The organism is Enterobacter sichuanensis, assembly GCF_002939185.1.
GTDB lineage: Bacteria > Pseudomonadota > Gammaproteobacteria > Enterobacterales > Enterobacteriaceae > Enterobacter > Enterobacter sichuanensis.
Map to the genome: position 1 here is coordinate 72,394 of NZ_POVL01000003.1, position 24,172 is coordinate 96,565.

Sequence of the window (24,172 nt, forward strand, 5' to 3'; positions counted from 1 at the left end):
CAATAACATCAGATAATGTAAACGTTGACGGTTATTTACACATTGCAGAATTGACCCCATCTTCCCGCTGTGCCTTAATATCCTTATCGCCCAAAAGGGCTTACCCAGGAAAAACAGAGTGAGTCAGGTCACGCGTATGCGCAAACGACATCGATTTAACACCCGGATGACCCGCATCATACTGTTAATCAGCTTCCTCTTTTTCTTTGGCCGCTTCGTTTACTCTTCGATTGGCGCCTGGTATCACCATCAGGACAAACTCCAGTCTCAGCAAACCAGCCTGACCGCCGACACGGCTGACCGCTAGCTCGCCGGAGAGTTTTGCACTAACCGAATAATGCCTGCTATCCCTTTGCTGAGGATTTTATCCTGTCGCATCACCACGGCCAGCTGCCGATGCAGCACCGGCGTCAGCGACCTCACGCATAGCCCGTCACGATCGGCTTCCTGTTCCACCGCCATGCGCGGCACAATGCTGTAGCCCAGCCCTGCGCGCACCATGCGCTTGATCGCCTCGATACTGCCAAGCTGCATCACCGGCGCGACCCCTGAGCCACTGGCAGCAAACCAGCCCTCAATCAGCGCCCGGGTACCGCTGCCGGATTCAAAGGCAATCAGCGGGTGAGCATATAACGCCTCCGGGGTAAACGCCCTGAAAGCCTCCTGCTGCTCCCGCGAGGCGATAAAAACAAACTCTTCCTCCATCACCGGCAGGACGTCCAGCGCTCTGCTACTCACCGGCAGCGTCACCAGCCCCATATCGAGACGGTTCTCCTCGATGGCCCTGACGATATCCAGGGTGTTGCCCGTGGTTACCCCCACGTTCAGAAGCGGATAGTCGCGGCGTAGCTGTTCCAGCAGCGGCGGCAGCAGATGAATGCAGGCGGTTGCGCCCGTGCCGAGCGTAATGGTGCCGCTCACATCATGGCTGAAGGCGCTCACGGCACGAATGGCTTCATCCACCGCCTGCTGAATGCGCTCCCCATGCGCCAGCAGAGCCTCTCCGGCTGCCGTCACCCTGATGCCCCGCCCGGTACGCTCCACCAGTCGCGTTTGCAGAAATTGCTCCAGCTGGCGAATTTGCAGGCTGACGGCGGGCTGGGAAATGCCCAGCAGATCCGCCGCGGCGGAAAAGCTGCCGCGCTGGTGAACCAGACGGAAGGTCGCGAGATAGCCCAGATTAAGCGTCGTCATTCAAAGTTTCTCTTATACCGCGCATAAGGTTGCTGCCCTGCCAGCACAATACCGCGGCCGTTATGCTCAGGACAACTGCATAACGGAGTGAAAACAATGGAAACACCGGCCCTGCCTCGCCGCCTCGCCCTCGCGGCGGGCTGTAATCAGCTCATCAACTGGGGGATCTCGTTTTATATGCCCGGCACCTTCGCGCTGGCCATTTCAGCCGACCGGGGATGGTCATCCCCGCAGATTTACCTCGGCCTGACGCTGGCGATGCTGGTGATGGCGGCGGTCTCGCCGTTTGTCGCCCGTCTGCTGGCGCGCTTTGGCGGCCAGACGGTGGTGATGAGCGGCACATTGCTGATCGCCATCAGTTGCGCAGGGATGTCGTCTGCCCAGACGCTGTCTGGCTGGTACTGCGCCTGGCTGGTCACCGGCGTCGGGATGCGCCTGTCGCTGTACGATGCGCTGTTCGCCGCGCTGGTCAACCTCTACGGGCAGCAGGCGCGAAGAACGATCTCACGCGTCACGCTGGCGGGCGGGCTGGCCTCCGCCGTCTTCTGGCCGCTGGGCGATGGCCTGCTCCACATCATGAGCTGGCAGGAGGCGTTACGCGTCTATGCCCTCACAGGCCTGCTGAGCTCAGCGCTGATACGCACCCTTCCCCGGCAGCGCCTGGCGGTGACGACAAATTACAGCGCGCCGCCGTTGAAAAACGAACGGCGTAACGGCTGGCTTTATGCCGCCTTCATTGCCCTCATCACCTTTGTCTCTAACGGTACGTCCACCCATCTGCCGGAATTTATTGCAAGCTGCGGCCTGCCGGTCGCCATCGGCATGCTGTGGGGATTCGGCCAGACGGGCGCCCGCGCGCTGGAGGTCGTGGCTGGTGCCCGCTTAACGCCCTTCTCCTTAACGCTTTTTACCGCTCTCGCCATGCCGCTCTGTTTTCTGGTGGGGATAAGCAGCGCCCTGTTTGTCTGGTGCGCCGCCGGGTTTGTGCTGGGCTATGGGGCCATCAACGGGCTGGTGACTATCGTTAAAGCCACCCTGCCGCTGGCGCTGTTTAGCGCGGAAAACTATGCCCGCCGCACAGGTCTGCTGCTGATCCCCGCGCAGCTGATGGCGGCAGCGGCGCCGTTTGCTTACGCATGGCTCAACAAAACGCTGGGTATCGCAGGGGCAATGTGGGTTTCCACCGGGTTAACACTGGTGATTACCGGTCTGGCGATAGCGATTGTACGCCGTTCGCGCAGGCAGAATGTATCGCACTGTATCCAGCACGACACGCTGACAAACGGGTACAAAAAGCCCCCTCCGGCAAATATCGCCGATACATAAAAATGGTCTCCTGTCTCCGTTATCACTTGCAACGGATAAGGAGATAAAGATGAATCGTCGATTTTTACTGCTGCCGATACTTGCCCTGGCGTCAGCCAGCGCCTGGGCCGCGCCCCTGGACAACCTCAACGCCGCAGACGTCAACGGCCCTGCTGCCGTTGCCCCGCTGGAACACCCGCAGCCCCCCGCCAGGCTGATTGTCGATCCACCGCTCGCCGGTCCGCTGAGCAAAGGGGCGGTCTTTATTCAGTATCGTGTCGAAAATCTGCGTATCGAGCCGGTGTTCGGCCCTGATGCGCTCCGGGTGACCCCGCGCATCGGACACATTCACGTGGTGGTGGATGACGCGCCGTGGCACTGGGCAGATACCAGCGGAGAGCCGGTGATTCTGGTGGGACTCCCCGCCGGTAAACACAAGGTCACGATTATTCTGGCCGATCCGACCCATAAGCCTGTCGACCACAAAACCCTTGAATTCACCGTGCCGCCCCATGCGGCGATCCACCATTTTTAAGGAATCTGAAGATGAAAGCACTGTCTGTACTGACGGCAGGCCTGCTGGCCCTTTCCGCCAGCGCCTTCGCGGAGAGTAAAACCAGCGTCGTACTGGTTCATGGCGCGTTTGCCGACGGCAGCAGCTGGAATAAGGTGATTACCCTGTTGCAGAAACAGCACGCAGAGGTGATTGCCGTCCAGCTGCCGCTCACCTCGCTAAAAGATGACGTGGCCGCCACGCAGAGAGCCATCGCCCGGGCGCACGGCGACGTGGTGCTGGTGGGCCACTCGTGGGGCGGCACCGTGATTAGTGAAGCGGGCAACGATGCGCGGGTGAAATCGCTGGTGTATGTGGCGGCGTTCGCGCCGGACTCCGGCCAGTCGACGGCGGATCTCGCGGGAAGCGTCCCTGCGCCGCCGGGGAGCGCGGGCATCGCCAAAACGGCGGACGGCTATTTATATCTGCCAACGGAGGCCGTCAGGAAGGACTTCGCGCCGGATGTAAAGCCGGCTGAACAACAGACCATTGCGGCCACGCAGGGGCCAATTAAGGGCGACGCTTTCGCAGAAAAAGTGACTCACGCCGCGTGGCACAACAAACCGAGCTGGTATGTGGTGAGTCAGAATGACCGGATGATTAACCCGGCGCTTGAGCGTGCGATGGCGAAGACGATCCATGCGAAAACCACGGAGGTGGCGGCGAGCCACGTGTCGATGGTAAGCCAGCCGCAGATCGTTGCCCGGACGATTGAGCAGGCGATTGAAGCAAAGTAATTTTTTGCGAATTGTAGGCCGGGTAAGCGCAGCGCCACCCGGCAAAAAACAGCCTCAGCGCCCGCCATCCGCGGGATAATCGCGATTAATCCACGCGTGGTCCTCTTCCCAGGTGAACATCCATTTGCGCACCGGCCCGGCCATCACGTTGAGGTAATAGCTGTCATACCCGGCCATCGTCGCCACCGGATGGTAGCCCTTCGGCACCATGACCACATCACGGTTGTAGACCGCCATGCACTCATCCAGCGTTCTGTCGTCGGTGTAAACCCGCTGCATGCAGAACCCCTGCCCGGGGTTGAGGCGATGGTAGTAGGTCTCCTCCAGATACGTCTCCTGCGGCGGGTTATCCGTGTCGTGCTTGTGGCTCGGGTACGAGCTGGTGCAGCCCTCATTGGTCCACACCTCCACCACCAGCAGACTGTCGGCGGGCTTATCTTCCGGCAGAATATTGTGCACATAGCGCTGGTTATGGCCTTTGCCCCGCGCTTCAGCGTCGATATCCTGCGGCGCAATCAACCGTGTCGGGTATGTGCCTTTGCCGGGAGCGGCGCAGACTGCCAGCTCCAGCCTCGTCAGCGCCTTCACCTGCACCGTCTCCTGCGGGGTAACGTAAACCGCCCACGGCCTGATGCGCTCGAACGGGCTCATCCGCTCGCCAATGTCGTTAAACTGCGCGGAAGGCGTGCTTATGGAGGCACGCCCGGCGACCAGCACCAGACAGCGCTCTTCGCTGACGGCGGGCAGCGTCAGCGTCTGCCCCTCCTGCAGCTCATACGCCTCAAAGCCGACATATCCCCAGCCGGCGCGTTCCGGCGTAACGCACTGGGTGCGCCCCACCGCGTCCGGCTGTTGCCAGCGTGATAGCAAACGTGACATGTCACCTCCTCAGATAAGCCCGGCGTCGCGCGCCAGGCGGCTCAGGTTGTTATACCCCAGACGGGCGTAGGTCAGCGGGTGGGCAATTGCCGGATCCTGCTCGGCCTCCACCACCAGCCAGCCGTGATAATCCTGCGCCTTCAGCAGTTGCATAATCGGCGGATAATCCACGCAGCCGTCGCCCGGCACGGTAAATACGCCACTCAGCACCGCGTCGAGGAAACTGGTTTTACGGTTTTTCACGTCCGCCAGCACGTCGGCGCGCACGTCTTTGCAGTGGACGTGGTTGATGCGCGACGCCCAGCGCTGCGCCACTGCCAGCGGATCGGCCCCGGCAAAGGTCAGATGACCGGTATCCAGCAGCAATCCGACCTCCGCCCCGGTGTGGGTCATCAGATTGTCCACGTCGTCGGCGGACTCAATCACCGTGCCCATATGGTGATGGTAGGCAATCTGCACGCCCTGCTGCTGCGTATAGCGGGCAAACTCTGTGAGCTTCTCGCCGTACTCTTTCCAGCGCGCCTGCGGGAAGCGCGGGCGCAGGTGCACCGGGGTCTGCTGCTCGCCGTGAATACAGCCGCTGACTTCGGCAAAGACCAGCACCTTCGCCCCCAGCTCGCGCAGCAGCGTCAGGTGAGACTGCACGGCGGCGATCTCCTCCTCCACACTGCGCTCCAGCAGGCGGCCGGAGTACCAGCCGGAAACCAGCTGCAGGTCATGGTGCTGCAGGATGGGGCCGAGCAGGCGCGCTTCGCGCGGGAATTTATTGCCCAGCTCGAACCCGGCAAAACCGGCCTCTTTTCCCTCGCTCAGACAGGTTTCCAGCGGCGTCTCCGCGCCGAGGGAAGGCAGATCGTCATTCGTCCACGTCAGCGGGTTAATGCCCAGTTGTACACTCATTGTCGTCTCCATTATGCGTGTCCGCGCTCGCGCCACCAGGCGATAAGCTGCAGGTAGTTGTCCCGGATGCGCGCCACCAGCTGCGCATCGTCAATATCGTGTTTCAGCCACGCGCGGGAGGCATCGCCAAACAGCGTGCGTCCCACGGCAAACCCTTTCACCAGCGCCTGTCCCGCTGCGGCTTTGAAGTCAGCGCGCAGCTGTTCTGCCGGGGCATCCAGCCCGAGGATCACCACCCCGCGGCAGTGCGGGTCCCGGCGCGCGATAATCTCGCTCAGCGCCGTCCAGCCGTCGGCGGAGAGCGGCGGCAGCTTCCACCAGTCCGGGTAAATGCCGAGGTTATAGAAGCGGGAGATGGCGCGCAGGTAGAGTTCATCGCTACGCGGCATGCTGGCCGGAAGAATCACCTCCAGCAGCAGCTCATGCCCGGACTGGCAGCAGGCGTGGTACACCTCGGCGATTTTCTGCTCCTGCTCCAGGCGCAGGCCGTGAGCGTCTTCCGGATGGAAGAAGACCAGGCACTTCACCACGTGCTCCTGGGGCCAGCTGATAAGCTGGGTGCCGATGTTGCCGTGTTCCATCTCCAGCGGACGCGAGCCGGGCAGCTCAATGGGGCGGCCAATCCACCACCCTTCACCGGTAATGGCGTTCAGCGCGTCCTGACCAAAGGTGCCGTCGCACAGCAGACCGGCTTTGCCCTCCAGCCCGGCACGACTTGCCGCCTCGCGGCTGGCCTGCAGGATCAACTGCTTCAGCGCCGGAATGCGCCCGATCGACGCGCCGCACTGCAGCGCCATGTCCTCCAGCTGGCTGCGGTGGTCGAAGGCCATTACACACAGCTCCGGCCATTCCCGGCGGCGGGTGGTGACCCGGTGGAGATGGTTAAGACGCGGGTCAAGATCCGGGCGCGGCACCCTTGCGGCGCGCGAGAGATAATCATCCAGCTCGATTTTGCTCGGCATCGCCGGGGCACAGCCGTGGCGCGACACCACCAGCGCGCCGCAGGCGTTGGCGTAACGGCACGCCTGCTCCCAGCCCTCGTCGTTGAGGTAGCCGCGCAGCAGACCAGACATAAACGCGTCTCCCGCGCCGAGGACGTTCAGCACCTCCACGCGCACGCCGGTCACCGTCAGGCCGTCGTCCAGACGGGGCGGAATGGCGCCGGTATAGACCGAACACCCCAGCGCGCCGCGCTTGCAGACCAGCGTTGCCTGACTCACGGCACGCACCTGCCCCAGCGCCTGCAGGGTATCCGTACTGCCGCCGGCAATGTGAAACTCCTCTTCGGTGCCAACAATAACGTCGAAGAGGTGCAGTACCTCCTGCAGCTCACGGGTGACCTTATCGGCGGCGATAAAGCGCGTTTCGCCGTCGCCTAAGGAGGTCAGCCCCCACAGCACCGGACGGTAGTCGATGTCCAGCACCGTGCGTACGCCGTGACGGCGGGCATAGCCCAGCGCCGTCAGCACCGCCTCGCGGGTCTGCGGGTGAGAAAGATGAGTCCCGGTGATGGCAAGACACCGTGCGGAGGCAATGTAGCTTTCGTCCACATCGCTGGCCGTAATGGCCATATCCGCGCAGTTATCGCGATAAAAAATCAGAGGAAAGGTGTCCCGGTCTTTAATGCCGAGTAGCACCAGCGCCGTAAGGCGTTCTTTGTCGGTAATCAGATGGCTGGTATCGCAGCCCACCTGGTTTAACTCTTCCCGCAGGAAGCGGCCCATATGCTCATCGCCGACGCGCGCCAGCATCGACGAGCGCAGGCCCTGACGTGCGGTGCCGTACGCCACGTTGCCGGACGAGCCGCCGAGGTATTTGGCGAAGCTCGAGACATCCTCCAGACGGGCACCAATCTGCTGGCTGTAGAGGTCTACCGCCACGCGGCCCATGCATATCACATCAAACTGCTTTTCCACGTTGATACCTCATCAGACAATGTCGTTCACGTTCAGCCAGCGGCCCTGCAGGTGTGAGAGCGCAATCGCGTCCAGCACGCGCGACACCTTCCAGCCCTCTTCGAAGTCCGGCCACATCGGCGCGTCGGCGGCTATCCCGTCCACCAGGTCGCGCACCTCCACCGTTTTTTGATCGTTAAAGCCAATCCCGTGGCCCGCCCCCATGCAGAACGCGCCATAGTCCGGGTGTGCGGGGCCGACGAGCAGGGTGCGGAACCCCTGACGGTTCACCGGATCGTCATGCAGATAGAGCTTCAGCTCCGCCATGCGCTCCTGGGTGAAACTGATGGCACCTTTCGTCCCGGTGATCACATATGAGAGCCCCATCTTGCGCCCGCAGGCGACGCGGGAGGTCTCAATAACGCCCTGTGCCCCGCCCGCGAAGCGCACCATCGCGTGGGCCTGATCCTCATTTTCCACGGCGATCATCTCCGACGAACCGGCTTTCGCCGGGCGTTCCGGAACCACGATTTTTAAATCACCGCAAACCTGCTCAATCTCCCCCACCAGGTACTGGGCCATGTTGACGATATGCGCCGCGAGGTCGCCCAGCGCCCCCAGCCCGGCGGTCTCTTTGAAGCAGTGCCAGTGGATCGGCGAAAGCGGGTCGGCCATATAGTCTTCGTTGTGGGTACCGTAGAAGTGGATCACTTCGCCAATCTCGCCGCGGGCGATAATCTCTTTCGCCAGCTGCGCCGTCGGGTTTTTCATGTAGTTGAACCCCACCAGCGTTTTCACCCCTGCCCGCTTCGCGGCGTCGACCATCTCGCGCGCGTCGTGGGCGTTGAGCGCCAGCGGCTTTTCCGAGTAGACGTGCTTGCCGTGGCGGATCGCCTCCAGCGCCATCTCTTTATGCAGGTGGTTGGGGGAACAAATATCCACCACGTCAATGGCCGGGTCGGCCACCAGCGCCCGCCAGTCTCCGGTTGAGCGGTTGAAACCAAACGCCTGGGCGCGCGCTGCCGCCAGCTCCGGCGTGACTTCCGCCACCATCTCGCGCACCAGCCTGCCGCGCAGGTTGAACACCGTCGGGGCCTGGGCATAGGCGATGGCGTGCGCCTTGCCGATATACCCGGTGCCAATCAATCCAATACGAACCTCTTTCATCGTGATCCTCACAGTGCGCCGCGACGGCTCTTGGCGTAGGTGTCAAACGCCACCGCCAGAACGATAATTAATCCGGTGATAATCTGCTGGTAGTAGGCCGAGACGTTCATCAGCACCAGGCCGTTAATCAGAATGCCCATAATGATGGAGCCGATAATGGTGCCGCCGATGCGCCCGTAGCCGCCCATCAGCGAGGTGCCGCCAATCACCACCGAGGCGATGACGCGCAGCTCGAAGGAGATCCCGGCCACCGCCTCGGCGCTCCCCAGACGCGCGCTGAGGATGAAGCCCGCCAGCCCCGCCAGACAGCCAATCAGCACGTAGACGCTGACCAGCACGCGCCTGACGTTCACCCCCGCCAGGCGCGCTGCCTCCGGGTTGCCGCCAATGGCGTAGACGAAGCGACCCCAGCGGGTTTTATGCAGCGCCAGATAGCCGCCGACGGCGACGATGGCAAAAATCCAGATTGGAATAGAGATGCCGAGCAGCTCCCCGCGTCCCCACCAGCGGTAGCCCTGATCGAAACCAGCGATCGGCGCGCCGTCGTTAATCACCAGCGTCAGGCCGCGCCAGATGGTCATCCCGCCGAGGGTGACGATGAACGGCGGCAGGCGCAGGCGGGTGACGCCCAGACCGTGCAGGAAGCCAATCGCCGTGCCCATGGCCAGGCAGATCCCAAGGCCAATCAGCCAGCTCATGCCGCCCCAGGCATTCGGATCAACGGTGGTGAAGTTGTCGCCCTTAATCACGTAGGCCGCGGTCATGGCGCACACCGCCAGAATGGAGCCGACGGAGAGGTCGATCCCGGCGGTGAGGATGACGAAGGTCATCCCCACTGCCATGATCCCGTAGATGGAGACTTCGGTCAGAATGTTGAAAATATTGCGTTCAGAGAAAAAATTGCTGTTCTGCGACTGGAAGAAGATCAGCAGCAGGATCATGAAAATCAGCACCCCAAAGCGCTCGAAGAAGGCGATGGGATCGATGCGTCCGGCACGTTTAACCGGGACCTGCGTTTTAGAAATCATCTGCGTCATGAGTTACTCCGTTATGCCGCGTTCAGGGCGTTGTGGTTGATGGCCATCATCGTCATCAGCCGCTCTTCGTTGGCCTCATCGCCGTGGATCTCGCCGGTGACCCGGCCTTCACTCAGGGTGATGATCCGGTCGGAAACCGCCATCACTTCAGGCAGATCGGAGGAGATCACGATCACCGCCACGCCCTTTTTCGCCATGTCAAACAGCACCTGGTGCACTTCTGATTTGGTTCCCACGTCAATGCCGCGCGTCGGCTCATCAACGATCAGCACCCGCGGGTTGAGCGCCATGCAGCGCGCGAGGATCACTTTTTGCTGGTTACCGCCGGAGAGCTTGCGCACCTCCTGCGCGCTGTTGACCATTTTGATCTGCAGCGCCTGGCGGTAGGACTCAATCAGATCGTCCTCTTTGCGCGTGTTCACGAACCAGCGCCAGTGCAGCAGCGAGGAGAGGCAGGAGAGCGACAGGTTGTCGCGAATCGACAGCCCCAGCACCGCCCCCTCTTTTTTACGGTCTTCCGGTACCAGCGCCACGCCCTGCTCGAGGGCATACAGCGGGTCGCGCGGCTGGTACGGCACGCCGTCCAGCTCAAAGCTGCCTGAGGTAAAGGCATCTGCACCAAACAGGCAGCGCGCCACTTCAGTGCGCCCGGCGCCCACCAGCCCGGCAATGCCTAACACCTCCCCGGCGTGGACGTGGAAGCTGATGTCGTGCAGGGCGATGCCGTGCGGATCCAGCGGCGGCTTTTCACGGCTCAGCCCCTTCACCGCCAGGCGAACGGGTTTGTCCTCATGGTGGGTTTCGCTGGCGGGACGACGGTTAAAGGCCACATCGCGCCCGACCATCAGGCGGATCAGCTGTTCGACGTTGGTCTCGGCCACCGCGCCGGTGCCGGTGAAGCGGCCGTCCTGGAAAACGGTGAAGCGATCGCAAAGCTGGAACACTTCGTGCAGACGGTGGGTGACATAGATAATGCTCACGCCACGGGTTTTAAGCTCCCGCACCACGCGGTGCAGGCTTTCCACCTCGCTGTCGCTCAGCGCGGCGGACGGTTCGTCCATAATAATTAAGCGGGCGTTGAGGGTCAGCGCCCGGGCGATCTCCACCATTTGCTGCTGCGCCACGCTCAGACGGGCGACGGGCGTGGTCGGGGCGACGTTCAGCTGCAGGTAATCGAGAATGACCTGCGCCTCCTGGTTCACCGCCTTTTCGTCAACGATCAGGTTACGCTTGCGCGGCTCGCGCCCGAGAAACATGTTTTCCGCGACGGTCATATTGGGCAGCAGGTTGAATTCCTGATAGATAGTGATAATGCCCTTGTTCTGGCGCTCCACCGGGGAGTCATCCACCGGCAACGTTTCGCCGTTAAACCAGATTTCCCCGCGGGTTTGCGGCTGCGCGCCCGCAAGCGCTTTCAGCAGCGTCGATTTTCCCGCCCCGTTTTCCCCCAGCAGGGCGTGAATTTCTCCGCTGCCGACGGTCAGCTGGGCGCTGCTCAGCGCCCAGACGCCGGAAAAGCTTTTTGCCAGGTCGGTCACTTTCAGTAAGGGTTGCGACATCGGTCTGCTCCTCCTCATGATGAGCCGCCAGAGGCGGCTCGGGACATATTAGTTACCGGCCTCACCGATCCGCTCAGCCTGCTGCAGGTTCTCTTTGGTGATCAGCGTCGGTGGGTAGTCAGCCCCGGTGATGGCTTTCTTCTCACGCACGTTGGCCACCAGCTGGCTCATCGCCGTCTGCACCGCAAAACCCGGACGCTGATCCGCCGTTACCGCCAGCCAGCCGTCGCGCACGCGGGCCAGCGCTTCCGGCACCGCGTCAAAGCCGGTGACCAGAATTTCGCCCGGCTTCACACCCTGGCTCTGCAGGGCTTCGATCGCCCCCAGCGCCATATCGTCATTGGCGGAGAGGATCACCTGCGGGCGTTTCGGCAGCGAAGGCAGGACGCTTTCAACGATGCGCATCCCTTCTGAACGCATCCAGTTGCCGGTCTGATCGGCGACGATCTTGTACTTATCCCCGCCCGCCTTCAGGCTGTCGCGGATCCCTTTGGTGCGTTCAATGTTGGAGGAGGAGCCCGGCTGACCGGTCAGCAGAATGATCTCCGCGCCGTCGGGGAATTTGGTTTTCACAAAATCGCCAATCGCCTGGCCACCCTTGTAGTTGTTGGCGCCGAAGTGCGGCACTTTTTTCTGGCTGTCGACGGAGCGGTCAAGGGTGACGACCGGCAGCTTCGCATCCTGAATTTCATCCACCGCGCTTGAGACCGCGTTGACGTCATTCGGGGAGACGATAAAGCCCTGCGCCCCGCGGGTGATGGCGTTTTCCAGGTTAGCTACCTGTTTTGGCGAGCTGCCCTGGCCGTCCAGCACCTGAAGCTTCACCCCCATCTCTTTTGCGGCTTTCACCGCCGTGCGCTGCATGTGAACTTCAAACGGCATGGCCAGGTTTGGGGTACTGAAAACAATTTGCTCGTTTTCGGCGAAGGCGGCCCCGGATGTCATGGCGATGAGGGCGGCTACGATCAGTTTTTTCATTATTATGTCTCTCTGTGTAGGGTGGTTGTGTTTAGAGGACGATCTCGCGCTGGCTTCGCAGCGATTCCAGCGCTTTATCCGCGAGGTACAGCGCACGTTCACCATCATTGCCGCTGCAGTCAGGTACCGCTTCGCCGCGCAGGACCGCGACAAAGTGTTCCCATTCCGCGGCGTAAGCGGATTTGTAGCGCTGCAGGAAGAAGTGTTCCGGCAGCGCGCTGGTGCAGCCCTGTTTGCCGTAGTGCTGCACCTGGTTTTCCAGAATGTTGCCCGCGCACAGCAGCCCTTCGGAGCCGTGCAGCTCCAGGCGCTGGTCATAGCCATACGAGGAGCGGCGGCTGTTGACGATGGTCGCCATCGCGCCGGAGGCATATTTCAGAACGATAAACGCGGTATCGATATCTCCCGCCTCGCCAATCGCCGGATCCACCAGGTTGCTGCCCTGGGCATACACCGACACCGGCTCTTCCCCCATAATGAAGCGCGCCATGTCAAAGTCGTGGATGGTCATATCGCGGAACATGCCGCCGGAGACGCGCACGTACTCCGCAGGCGGCGGAGACGGATCGCGGGAGATAATGAGCAGTGATTCCGGCTTGCCGATGCGCCCGGCCTGAGCCTCGGTTTTCACGCGGCGGAACTGCGGGTCAAAGCGGCGGTTAAAGCCAATGAACAGCGGCACGTCGTACTCTTTGACCACCTTCAGGCAGTCGCGCACGCGGGCAAGGTCGAGGTGTACCGGCTTTTCACAGAAGATGGCCTTGCCGTGGCGGGCGGCCATTTCAATCAGGTCCGCGTGGGTGTCGGTGGCAGAGGCAATCAGCACGGCATGAACGTTAGGGTCGGTCATCGCCTCAGTCAGGCTCTGCTGGCGGGCCTGATACTGCGTGGCGAGACGGGTGGCAAATTCCTGATTCGGGTCAACCACGGACCAGAGCGTGGTCGCGCTGTGGCTGGCGATGTTAGCTGCATGTACCTGGCCAATTCGGCCAGCGCCCAGTAAAGCAATGTTAAACATAACGGCTCCCGGTGTTGGTGAATGCTGTGAACTAACGACCCTATAAATAAAACATTTATTTCATTTTTATAAATAGTGAAAATTATGTTTTTGAGCGTGAGTTAACACTTTTGAGATGAATGAGATAAATTCTGTTATCAATCTCACAACATGGAAGACGGAGCTGCTCACCCCTCACCCCGGCCTTCTCCCCAAAGGGACGAGGGAGAAAAGACTGCACCAAACCCTAACCCTCTCCCCTTTGGGGAGAGGGTTAGGGTGAGGGGAAAATGAAATGAAAATTTCGTTACGAGGGAAAACTTAATACTGACGGGCTTTTTTCACCTGCGCCTGCGTTTGCTCCGCGGCTTCGCGCACCGCTGGTGACGCCGCCACCTGCGCATCACCGGTACGCCACCACGAGGCATAATCGTGGGTCATGGTCTTCGGCAGCACCTTGATGTCGAGCAGCGTGGGGCCAGAATGCGCGCGGGACGCCTCCAGCGCTGCCACCAGGCTTTGCTCATCGTGCACCCGCAACGCGCGGCAGCCGTAGCTTTCCGCGTTTTGCGCAAAATCGACCTTCACCAGCGGCCCGTCAAGCTGCCCGGTTTCCGGATTGCGATGGCGGTTTTCCGTGCCAAAGCTGCCCATGCCGTGCCCCATCTGCAGGTTGTTGATGCAGCCGAAGCTAGCGTTATCAAACAGCAGAACGGTGATCTTAATGCCCTCCTGCACCGCGGTTTGCAGCTCGGAGTGCAGCATCATGTAGGAGCCATCCCCAACCATGGCGTACACCGGCTGCCCGGGTCGGGCGAGCTTCGCGCCAATGGCTGCGGCAATCTCGTAGCCCATGCAGGAGTAGCCGTACTCCAGATGGTAGGTGTCAGGCGTTTTGACCTGCCAGAGGCGCTGTAAATCTCCCGGCAGCGATCCAGCCGCCCCCACCACGATGGCGTTATCTTCCACATGCTGGTTGATGAGCCCCAGCACCCGCGTCTGGGTCAGGCGGGTGTTGAGCGTCTCGCCGTATTCCGCCAGTTGCGCATCGAGATGCCCTGCCACTTCAGGCGCGTCGTCAGGACGCCACTGGCGATCCCACAGGCGGCGGCACTCGTCGCGCCAGGTGGATTTCGCCTGAACGATCGCCTCTCCCCAGCCGCTGCGGTACTCCCTGAGCGCGTGGGTTAAGGCCTGCAGCCCGGTTTGGGCATCGGCAATCAGCGCGGTGGCGTCCAGCTTCAGGGCGTCAAATTCGGCCACGTTCAGCAGCAGAAATTCCACGTCCGGATGGCAAAATAGCGTCTTGGAACCGGTGGTAAAGTCCGTCAGGCGCGTGCCGATGCCGATCACCAGGTCGGCCTGCGGGGCGAGCTGGTTGGCGGCCATTCCGCCCGTCACGCCTACCCCGCCCAGATTAAGTGGGTGGTCACTTACCAGCGCCCCCTTTCCGGCCTGGGTTTCAGCAAACGGCAGCTGCAGCGTCTCGACAAATTCGCGAAACGCCTCATGCGCGCCGGAATAGCGCACGCCGCCGCCGCACACCACCAGCGGCCGACGTTTACGGGCGATCAGCGCCCGCGCCTGCGCCAGACGCTGCGGGTCAGGCGGACGACGCTCGATGTGATGCACGCGACGCGCAAAGAAGCTTAGCGGGTAATCCCATGCTTCCCCCTGCACGTCCTGTGGCAGGCAAATCGTCACTGCACCGGTATCTGCCGGGTCAGTAAGCGTTCGCATCGCGTTTAGCATCGCGCTCATGAGTTGCTCCGGGCGGTTGATACGGTCCCAGTAGCGGGAGACCGGACGGAAGCAGTCGTTGGTGCTGATGCTGAGATCGTGATACTGCTCAATCTGCTGCAGCACCGGGTCAGGCTGGCGGCTGGCGTAGATGTCTCCTGGCAGCAGCAACAGCGGAATGCGGTTTGCCGTAGCGGTCGCCGCGGCGGTGATCATATTGGCGGCCCCCGGCCCGACGGAGGAGGTGACGGCGAAAATGCGCTGACGACGGTGCTGTCTGGCGAATCCCGTCGCCATGTGGGCGATGCCCTGCTCGTTGCAGCCCTGCATCACCTGCAGATGGCCGGGATCCTGCTCCAGCGCCTGGCCGATACCGAGCACGTTGCCGTGTCCAAAGATAGTGGCGACGCCCTCCACGAAGGGCGTTTCGTTGCCGTCAACGCTGACATATTGTTGGTTAAGGAATCTGACCAGCGCCTGGGCCATGGTCATTCGTTCGGTTTGCATAACACCTCCTGTCAGCCCAGCGTCGGCATGGAGAACGCCGCGCCGGTCTCCTGCTGCATTTCCGGCCAGCGCGCGGTGATGGTTTTCATTCGGGTGTAGAAACGCACGCCGTCGTTGCCGTGAACGTTGAGCGCGCCAAAAATCGAGCGCTTCCAGCCGCCGAAGCTGTGGAATGCCATCGGCACCGGGATCGGCACGTTGACGCCCACCATACCCGCCTGCACCTCTTCGCAGAAGCGGCGTGCGCAGCCGCCGTCACGGGTGAAAATGGCCGAGCCATTACCATATTCATGGCGGTTAATCAGGTCCACCGCGCTGGCGTAATCTGCTACGCGCACCACAGAAAGCACCGGACCAAAAATCTCTTCTTTATAGATGGTCATCTCCGGGGTGACGTTATCGAACAGCGTCGGCCCGACAAAATAGCCCTGCTCGTGGCCCTTCACGCTGAAGCCGCGACCGTCCACGCGAAGCGTCGCCCCCTGCGCTTCCCCGCTGTCGATATAGCCCAGCACCTTGCTGCGGTGCGCGGAGGAGATGAGCGGCCCCATTTCGTTCTCCGGCGTCTGGTCCAGTCCTGGCCCAACGCGCAGCGCGGCAATCTGTTTTTCCAGCCGGGCGCAGAGCTCATCGGCGGCTTTATCCCCCACCGCCAGCACCACCGAGAGCGCCATGCAGCGCTCGCCCGCCGCACCGTAGGCCGCGCCCATAATGGCGTTGGTCGCCATCTCCATGTCGGCATCCGGCATTAAAATGCAGTGGTTTTTCGCCCCGCCCAGCGCCTGACAGCGCTTCCCGTGGGCAGACGCGGTCTGGTAAATGTATTCGGCAATCGGCGTGGAGCCGACAAAGCTCACCGCCTGCACGCGCGGGTCGGTCAGGAGCACGTCGACGGACTCCTTGTCACCCTGCACCACGTTGAACACGCCGTCCGGCAGGCCGGCCTCTTTCAGCAGCTGCGCCAGCGCCAGCGCCAGCGAAGGGTCTTTTTCCGACGGCTTCAGCACGAAGGTGTTGCCGGTCGCCAGGGCGATCGGGAACATCCACATCGGCACCATCGCCGGGAAGTTAAACGGCGTGATCCCGACGCAGACGCCGAGCGGCTGCATCAGCGAGTGGCTGTCAACGCCGGTACCGACGTTCGCCGAGTGTTCACCCTTTTGCAGATGCGGAATGCCGCAGGCAAATTCCACCACTTCCAGGCCGCGGGTCAGTTCGCCCACCGCATCGGAGAAGACCTTGCCATGCTCTTCGCTGATGAGGCGGGCCAGGCGCTCCATATTCTCTTCCAGCAGCGCCTTGAAGCGGAACATCACGCGCGCGCGCTTAAGCGGAGCATGGCGCGCCCACGAAGGAAACGCCTGCTGCGCGGCGGCAATCGCCTGCTCCGTTTCCTGTGCCGTACTCATCACCACCTGGCGGATCTGCTCGCCGGTGGCCGGGTTGAAGATCGCCTGAACGCGCTGGCCTGAACCGGTGACACATTCGCCGTGAATAAAATTCGCTACCGTCTCCATCCTTAACCTCTCGCTGTTGATACGTGACTTGACCTGAACACTGTGTACTGAACACTATATATGAAACAAATATTCCATTTTAAGTTGAAATAAAATAAATGATGATTATTGTGATCAAGGATGGATTTTTATGTTAACAGCCAGCATCACTGACGCTGCGTGCGCTATTAAGGGATTTCGGGCGAGGAAATGACTGAAGCTTCTGTTTCATTTTTACTGCCAGATGGATGGCCGACATTTAAAAGACGCGGTTTTGCGTTTAGAATCATAAGACTGTATTTGGGGGATAACATGACGACAGCAACCAGCCTGAACGAACTGCAGCAGCAAATCCGCGATCGCTACGATAGCCTGAGCAAGAGGCTGCAGCAGGTCTCCCGCTATGTGCTGGATAACACCAACAGCGTGGCGTTTGACACGGTTGCGGTCATTGCTGAGCGCGCCGATGTGCCGCCGTCGACGCTGATCCGCTTTGCCAACGCCTTTGACTTCACCGGCTTCAACGAAATGAAACAGCTGTTTCGCATGAACCTGGTGGAGGAGACCGCCAGCTACAGTGACCGCGCCCGGCTGTTCCGCGAGATGGAGAGCGAGGCCGTGCCGGAAACGCCGCTCGATATCCTGCAGGAGTTCGCCCGTTCAAACGCGCAGGCGCTGCAGCAGCTGGCCGCCCGCGCCGAGCCGGAGATGCTGGAGCGCGCGGTACAGCTGCTGGCCGAGGCCGACACCATCTACATCGCCGGTCTGCGCCGCTCCTTTAGCGTCGCCGCGTATCTGACCTACGCCCTGAGTCACCTCGAATGCCGCCCGATTCTGCTCGACGGCATGGGCGGGATGCTGCGCGAGCAGATCAGCCGCATTAAGGCGCGCGACATTGTGGTGTCGATCAGCTTCTCGCCGTACGCGGAAGAGACGGTGATGGTCAGCGAAACCGCCGCCAGCGTCGGCGCGCGGCAGATTGTGATCACGGACAGCCAGATAAGCCCCCTGGCGACATTCAGCGATCTCTGCTTTGTGGTGAAAGAGGCGCAGGTGGACGCGTTTCGATCTCAGTCGGCGACGCTGTGTCTGGTGCAGTCGCTGGTGGTGGCGCTGGCGTATCGGTTGGGGGAAGGAGAAAAATAAGAATTCAGTAGCCATAAAGTCTGCACCGATTCTTACATGTGAAGGTTTAATGCCATATTAGCGACACTCGTTCATATGGCTTACCCATGACATATAGACATTTAATAACTCCCCGGAATGTTGTCTTTAACGAGCGCTTCATTTTTCGGCGACTGTGGATGTCTTTCACATTTTAATCTGGGCCATTCGCACATTCCGAATAGTATATCCCGAAAGGATCTGCTCTTTGGTGTAACCATTTATTTGATATAGATCTACTTTCTAAAACATCACAACCACTTTCGGATCCAATAGATTTAAATAAGCATCTTTTGTATAGTTTACTTTTGATACCTGCACTATTTGCAGATAACATTAATAATTATCCATACAAGAAAGGATGACTCATGACTTTACATGGAAAGTTTACAATAAATGATGCAGACTACTCGCCACTTGCATTTGATGGTATTGGTGTATTTATGGCATTTTCTGGTAACGGTGCATACAGGAACAAAGGAGCTTGTGGAATTATTCCAAACGTTGGACCGTTACCAAAAGGTAAATATTATATAGTAGACAGACCTAAAGGGAGTATGGCTAACAGGTTTAGAGCCTGGGGAGTCGATACATATAAAAGCACTTTTAGTTATCATGTTGACCATTCTGAATGGTTTGCTTTGTTTCGCGATGATGGAAATGTAGATGATTCGACTTTTTACGAAAGCGTAGCCAGAGGCGGATTCAGGCTACATCCCGGTCAGGTTTCAGAAGGGTGTATAACTTTACCAAGCCAATCAGATTACAATAGATTAAGAGATGCACTATTAAGAACAAAAAAAGAAAAGATCAAAGGCATTGATTTAGAATCCTATGGAACAATTGAGGTCATTATTGGTGGTTATCAGAAAACTTGCCCTTAGAACGACTCTATTCATCGGGATATTCGCTATTGTGTCATGGTTAGATGTTAGTTACTTAACTGAACATCCATTAATAAGTAACGAAACAGCCATTAGAATTTCCTGTTTGTTAAGCAACAACCCAGCACCCGAAGATATTTACTACAGTTATGATTATGCATTAATTTTATTTAACGTACTTATCTCTCTCTTCTTATACATTGTAACAGTGAAGTTATTTAAATTAACAAGGAGTAAATAAAATGCCTATCCCTCCCTATCTGTGGCTTAAAGATGACGGCGGCACATCAATCATAGGTTCTGTAGATGTTCAGGATCGTGAAGGCTCTATCGAGGTAATCAGTATGGGTCATGGTGTTAATCTTCCCGTCGATACAGCCAATGGAAAGATAACCGGAATACGTCAACATTCAGCTTTTAACTTTGAAAAAGAAATTGATAGTTCCAGTCCCTATCTCTACAAAGCAGCCGCCACAGGACAAACATTAAAAAGTGCAGAAGTAAGATTTTATCATATCAATGATGCTGGCCAGGAGGTGTGCTATTACACCGTATTAATGGAAAATGTAAAAATAACGGGTGTTAATTGTGGTGTGCCCAATGTTAAATTATCAGGTAATGATAAGTTAAATCATATGGAATCCGTCTCTATGCAATATGAAAAAATCACATGGCGTATTGTAGATGGAAATATCCAATTCTCTGATTCGTGGTACGAGAGGCCAACCGCCTAAATCTCAGTCACGTCCTGTGATACATTGCACTGTAGAGCTATGCATTTCGTTGCTAGCAACTGTCAGATAATACTTGATACAAAAACAAAAAAGCCCGCAGTTACGCGGGCTTAGAGGAACTTTACTGCTTTCACGTACAGGCTGTTGCCAGACGTAAATAATCAAAATCGTCATACCATGAAGGGCAAATTTTGGCGATATTCTCACCTTTAATGCCTTAACCGACGTCGGATACCTGCTTCAGTATCCTGTTGTTCAGCTTCCCGCTCATACGTTTTGACCATCGACATCAACAACGATGACGACACAAAAGGATGCGTGAATTGCAGGCCGTCGGCCCAGGTGCGATACTTGTCTGCAAGCTCTCGCTCCTGACCACCGCCTTCCCCACGCCAATGGACGCCGCGCGCGTTGTATAAACCCGTATGTGCGCCGCTGCTGATGTCCTCAGACCGTAGATCCTCCATCACATCGCGAACAGCTTCGTTCGGCCACGCGCCATCCTCGCCAGCCGGTGCGTTAGAGAATAGCTTTCCAAGGCACACGTCCGCGATCTCCGCGCGGTCAAGTTCAGCACAAGACCGCCTTACCGTTGCAACCCATTCTGCGAGCTTTTCCTGCTGCTCCTCTTTAGTTGCTTTATCTTGACCAGGGATACGTTCAATGGCTTCAAGGAGGCGGTACCCGCGCTTTGCCAGATGCTCGCGACCTTCTGTAATTCGAAACTCGGCGGGATCTTCGCCACGATCTTTGCGCTTATAGGCCCACACTACAGCCTGCACGAATAGTTCAGGATGTTCCTCAATGTAGCGCTCAAGGTTTGGAATCTGCTGCTGGTCTCCCCCTCGGAAAGAGCGAGCCAGAACCTCTAAATATGCGAATTCCAGTCCAGCTTTTTCCTCAAGAGTGAGGTCTGAGTTGTGATTGAGAAGCTGGAAGGCGCGCCGCACATCGTAGTCGTGCAGCTGGTACTCCCCAGCTTTATCCTGACTATTTTTCGCCATGGCAGATAGCGTCTGCACAAGGAGAGGTGGGTGTATTTCTTCAAGCTTGAAATGCATTGATGCGAAGGCTGCCCTCGGACGTTCGACTTCAAGCAGACGGCGAACGCTCTCATTGTTTTCCTCAGGCGAGTCAAAAACATATTGTGGAACTACTTCAACCCAGTAACGACTCCGAGCTTCAGCCGATAGTTGATCTACAAGCACCCACGTAGAAGCCCGGTAAGGTGAAAGCAACAAGAGACGGAGCATTTCCTCTTCGACCACTTTATCCCGCAGGCCCGCATATATGGCCTTTCTCCTATCCTCGTCCAACGACCAGAGAGCACCGGCGACAATGCCATCACGACCCGAATAATTTTCTGCCGGACGCAGGCATTGCAAGATCAAATCTTCAATCTGCTCGTCGGTAAGTATGCCGGACACCAGGTGAGCGCCGATTTGGCGTTGGGAATTTCCTTTTTCAGAGAGTGCAAGAATGCCCGGAATACCTCGTTCTTGCACAATGTCTGTCAGGGCTTCAACGCGGAGCTTTTCTATGCGTTGCTCACGCGCTCGGAAGTCCATCTCGTCTCCTGCGAGTTCGTCTGCCGACTCCTCAACCCATCCCTGCCGAAACAGCCACTCATACTTATTCACAATGTCCTTGGGCTGCAACTCCGCATAGACTGCCTTGGCTTTCTCCGTCAGGCTCGCTTGGCCTTCCTCATTGACCTTTTTACGCCCCCGGCGAGAGAGAACAGTCACACGAATTTTCTCGCGGATCTTCGCAATTTCCTCGTCAAGAGCGCCCGAGTTGCGCCACTCGTCGATGATCTCCCATACGCGCACCTGGTCCTCCGACGCGAGTGCATGCAGCCTTGACACAAGGTCACATAACATCTCGACCGAGTAGGACGGCCTGCTTAGAGCGACTTGCACCATATCTCTGACGAATGCCTGGATCGGTCCCCATGTCTCGAAGGGCTCTCCGAACCCGTATCCGTCAGGACGCCACTTCGGCTTATGGGTATACTCGCCGACGTGACTTCCGTAATCACCGAACTGCTGGATACAAACCCTCCACCCGACCGTCGGATGCTTATCTAAAAGCATGGTGACCGCCTTCAGGCGCATCTCGTGGTTAGCAGCCGTCTGCGGCATCCATGCTCGCAGTATGGAACCAAGCGATTCGATAGGTTTATTAGTCCAGTTATCGCTAATCTCTACCTCAGAAAGCTGACCCAGAATTTTCACTACCCGTGGGAAGGTAGTCGGATTCCAGGCAAGTCCTTCGAGTGCCCAAAGCAATCCAGTACGAGGACATGAACCGAATAGCCCCGTATCTGCAGGTCTCAGCAAGCCCATGACTTCGGATTTTTCTGCTCGCAGATCACGCTCGATGATATCAAGGAACTCGGTAGGAGCCGCTTCTGCATAAAGTGGAAGGTCACGCCCGCTAGCCTCTAACTTTCTAGTCGTTACAGGCACAAGAAGATCACGCACAATTTTCGCAGCTTCAAATTCCCCATCAAAGCCAAGGTGCTTCCCGAAGAGATTCTTGCCGTACACAGCCAGCAAAACCAAAGTCTCGGAAATACCTTCTCGTACAGCACCGGAGTACTCTCGTCTTTTGCCATGCATGGCCGCCGCCCAGCGATCTTCTTCGGGCAAGTCGAGAGCAGGATCATCTTCACCCAGAACAGTCCTCGCAACATCAAGAAAGCGGTCAAGATCGGCCCTGGAAACCGTACCGGCAATTGCGAAGAGGGAATCGATTTTCGAAATCACCCCCCGGAACCCTCCAATTGACCACACTGGAGAGTCGTTGAGCCGCAGCAAATCAAGAATGCGCTTTTCCAGCACCTCAAAAGGAGCCTCAGCCAGATGGGAGAGGATAGTTCGGTCCGCCTTGTTCTGTGTGTCCCATGCGCCAATAAGTACAAGCGGGACAAGCCCCGATGCGATTTTTGGGTCTTCAGCCCAAGCAGGTGTATGGATTGCCGGTATATTCGAAAGTTGACGTCGAAGAACTGTCAACGAACGCCCCGAAGCGTTCGTTAGTTTCGCTATGTCATCGCGCGATTTGCCCATCGTTTCCAGAGCTCTAGTGAATGGCTCGAACCCGAGTGGCTCCAACACGATATGAGGTTCCACGCTAGTAGCATTGCGGGGATAAACAACAATGGTTCGCAACGATGAGCTGTAGGGTCCAAGCTCGCGTTCCACTTCCCGTGTATGGGCTACTGCAATGAAATCGGTAGTACCTTGGGCGAGTTTCGGCACTACGCCTGCCTTGTCAAAAACCAACACCCGATCCCTATACTGTTCAAGCTCGGAGGTTGCCAGGACCTGACTTAAAAACGCAAGCACCTCTTCCACGGAGTCAGCCGCTACCACTAAGGGGTTCACATCGTCTTTCGACAAGAAGGATTTAATCCTGCCGTTCCACGCCTCGTTCGCCGTAGCAAAAAGAGAAGGATGAAGCGCGGGGGCAGCTACGTTTGCCCAATCGCTCCAACAACGCTCCAGTGTTCTGACACCATTAGAGGGACGATCCGTCTGATTTGCAAACCAGGTCTGGGCCGCGAGTGATTGCTCCATCCACTGCTCAAGATCACTGGCGTCATATGCACGAATGTCTTTCCAGAGCTTCTTGCCCTTCATTTCCGCGACCCATGCAACCTTACCCGGCCATCGTCTTGGAGTGACAAAGACAAACGTAATATTTGCCCTTTCAGCGCTATTAAGCGCTCGTATGCTTTTTGCAAAATCCCCGTCTGCCTTGGCCTTAATGTCCGCGCTGACACCGAACTCCCACCCAGAAATACCAGAAGGTATCCAAGGTGTGCCGGAACTGGCCTCAATAAAGCCGTCCCAGCCGGCACGTTCGGCATCGTCGTTGCCGGGGAAGTCCACTTTCTGAAGGTCGCGTCCTGTGGAGTGAATGAGCGTTCTTAGCAGTATCGAGAGCTTAGTTCGTGCAAGAATTGTCGTTGTGAACCAACTTACGAGATCGTTGGCTTGGATGTTTAGAAAAGGAGGTACGTAAGTGTGCACTTTTTGTGCTGCATCTGCCGTTTTGTCAGCTTGTGCGTCATATGTTGTCTGCAAATCGAGGATAGCTTTGGCGGAAATCCCAAAAGCTCGCTCAAAACGTGCTGCCATATCGGGCGTTGCAGATACCTTTCCATTGAGGAAATTTGATACCCCTGGTCGGCTAACGCCGATCAACTTCGCTACTTCTGTAACTGTAAGATTACGAGATTCGAGAACATTTTTCCGAACATATGAGCCCGGATGAACGGGGGATGAATCATTAGCCATGACAGATCACCTCAATGCAAAGTGTAATGTGTAAGGTAACACATTACACAAACTAACAACCATCCAGGCAATTAGCAACACATTTGATTATTTTTTAAACAACCCGATAAGAGCTCACTTAAACGCTATAAATCACTTT

General features: G+C 58.0%; 19 protein-coding genes. 7 read left to right on the forward strand and 12 right to left on the reverse strand.

The window, feature by feature from the left end; translation table 11 throughout:
- Positions 1-118: 118 nt before the first annotated feature.
- Positions 119-307 carry a YfgG family protein gene (locus tag C5687_RS02495; RefSeq protein WP_053060162.1) on the forward strand — a complete coding sequence of 63 codons (189 nt, stop codon included), beginning with the start codon at positions 119-121 and terminating at the stop codon, positions 305-307.
- Here the strand turns inward: C5687_RS02495 and C5687_RS02500 are convergent.
- Entirely contained in the window at positions 304-1,194 is an 891-nt protein-coding gene (locus C5687_RS02500; RefSeq protein ID WP_059385987.1) for a LysR family transcriptional regulator, read from the reverse strand. The two genes, C5687_RS02495 and C5687_RS02500, sit on opposite strands and share 4 nt — an antisense overlap.
- 96 nt (positions 1,195-1,290) lie before the next feature.
- On the opposite strand from C5687_RS02500, the gene C5687_RS02505 reads away from it, so the two are divergent.
- The 3 genes from C5687_RS02505 to C5687_RS02515 are packed head-to-tail and all read left to right on the forward strand — an operon-like array spanning position 1,291 to position 3,789.
- Positions 1,291-2,520 (forward strand): MFS transporter, encoded by a 1,230-nt coding sequence (locus C5687_RS02505; RefSeq protein ID WP_104556348.1) that lies wholly within the window; start codon positions 1,291-1,293, stop codon positions 2,518-2,520.
- Between the two features lie 49 nt (positions 2,521-2,569).
- The gene (locus C5687_RS02510) at positions 2,570-3,034 is read left to right on the forward strand and encodes a DUF6130 family protein (protein ID WP_104556349.1); all 465 of its coding nucleotides are present in this window, start codon (positions 2,570-2,572) and stop codon (positions 3,032-3,034) included.
- Positions 3,035-3,045: 11 nt separating this feature from the next.
- Entirely contained in the window at positions 3,046-3,789 is a 744-nt protein-coding gene (locus C5687_RS02515; protein WP_104556350.1) for an alpha/beta fold hydrolase, read from the forward strand.
- 54 nt (positions 3,790-3,843) lie between these two features.
- Here C5687_RS02515 and iolB read toward each other — a convergent pair whose 3' ends face one another.
- The 10 genes from iolB to C5687_RS02565 form a co-directional block, all read right to left on the reverse strand.
- Positions 3,844-4,668 carry a 5-deoxy-glucuronate isomerase gene (gene iolB / locus C5687_RS02520; protein ID WP_094918400.1) on the reverse strand — a complete coding sequence of 275 codons (825 nt, stop codon included), beginning with the start codon at positions 4,666-4,668 and terminating at the stop codon, positions 3,844-3,846.
- Between the two features lie 9 nt (positions 4,669-4,677).
- A complete protein-coding gene (iolE, locus tag C5687_RS02525) occupies positions 4,678-5,568 on the reverse strand; it encodes a myo-inosose-2 dehydratase (protein ID WP_059385991.1) in 891 nt (296 codons plus the stop codon).
- A gap of 11 nt (positions 5,569-5,579) precedes the next feature.
- Positions 5,580-7,484, reverse strand: a complete 1,905-nt coding sequence (locus tag C5687_RS02530) for a bifunctional 5-dehydro-2-deoxygluconokinase/5-dehydro-2-deoxyphosphogluconate aldolase (protein WP_104556351.1) — start codon at positions 7,482-7,484, stop codon at positions 5,580-5,582.
- Between the two features lie 12 nt (positions 7,485-7,496).
- The gene (locus tag C5687_RS02535) at positions 7,497-8,630 is read right to left on the reverse strand and encodes a Gfo/Idh/MocA family protein (protein WP_104556352.1); all 1,134 of its coding nucleotides are present in this window, start codon (positions 8,628-8,630) and stop codon (positions 7,497-7,499) included.
- Between the two features lie 8 nt (positions 8,631-8,638).
- Positions 8,639-9,667, reverse strand: coding sequence for an ABC transporter permease (locus C5687_RS02540; protein WP_025758920.1), 1,029 nt, complete (start codon positions 9,665-9,667; stop codon positions 8,639-8,641).
- A gap of 11 nt (positions 9,668-9,678) precedes the next feature.
- Complete coding sequence (locus C5687_RS02545) at positions 9,679-11,226, reverse strand: sugar ABC transporter ATP-binding protein (RefSeq protein WP_047959216.1); 1,548 nt, start codon at positions 11,224-11,226, stop codon at positions 9,679-9,681.
- A 48-nt stretch (positions 11,227-11,274) separates the two neighbouring features.
- Complete coding sequence (locus C5687_RS02550) at positions 11,275-12,204, reverse strand: substrate-binding domain-containing protein (protein ID WP_104556353.1); 930 nt, start codon at positions 12,202-12,204, stop codon at positions 11,275-11,277.
- A gap of 31 nt (positions 12,205-12,235) precedes the next feature.
- A complete protein-coding gene (gene iolG, locus C5687_RS02555; protein WP_104556354.1) occupies positions 12,236-13,222 on the reverse strand; it encodes an inositol 2-dehydrogenase in 987 nt (328 codons plus the stop codon).
- Positions 13,223-13,522: 300 nt separating this feature from the next.
- On the reverse strand, positions 13,523-15,448 hold the full coding sequence (gene iolD, locus C5687_RS02560) for a 3D-(3,5/4)-trihydroxycyclohexane-1,2-dione acylhydrolase (decyclizing) (RefSeq protein ID WP_104556355.1): 1,926 nt from the start codon (positions 15,446-15,448) through the stop codon (positions 13,523-13,525).
- 11 nt (positions 15,449-15,459) lie between these two features.
- Positions 15,460-16,965: a CoA-acylating methylmalonate-semialdehyde dehydrogenase gene (locus C5687_RS02565; RefSeq protein WP_104556356.1), complete on the reverse strand. Its 1,506-nt coding sequence runs from the start codon at positions 16,963-16,965 to the stop codon at positions 15,460-15,462.
- A gap of 291 nt (positions 16,966-17,256) precedes the next feature.
- On the opposite strand from C5687_RS02565, the gene C5687_RS02570 reads away from it, so the two are divergent.
- The 3 genes from C5687_RS02570 (at position 17,257) to C5687_RS02580 (ending at position 19,726) form a co-directional block, all read left to right on the forward strand.
- Complete coding sequence (locus C5687_RS02570) at positions 17,257-18,090, forward strand: MurR/RpiR family transcriptional regulator (protein WP_088244332.1); 834 nt, start codon at positions 17,257-17,259, stop codon at positions 18,088-18,090.
- A gap of 386 nt (positions 18,091-18,476) precedes the next feature.
- Positions 18,477-18,992 (forward strand): DUF2778 domain-containing protein, encoded by a 516-nt coding sequence (locus C5687_RS02575; RefSeq protein ID WP_088244333.1) that lies wholly within the window; start codon positions 18,477-18,479, stop codon positions 18,990-18,992.
- Between the two features lie 242 nt (positions 18,993-19,234).
- Positions 19,235-19,726: an Hcp family type VI secretion system effector gene (locus C5687_RS02580; protein ID WP_104556357.1), complete on the forward strand. Its 492-nt coding sequence runs from the start codon at positions 19,235-19,237 to the stop codon at positions 19,724-19,726.
- A gap of 209 nt (positions 19,727-19,935) precedes the next feature.
- On the opposite strand, the gene C5687_RS02585 is transcribed toward C5687_RS02580, so the two are convergent.
- A complete protein-coding gene (locus C5687_RS02585) occupies positions 19,936-24,033 on the reverse strand; it encodes a HigA family addiction module antitoxin (protein WP_104556358.1) in 4,098 nt (1,365 codons plus the stop codon).
- Positions 24,034-24,172 lie beyond the last annotated feature (139 nt).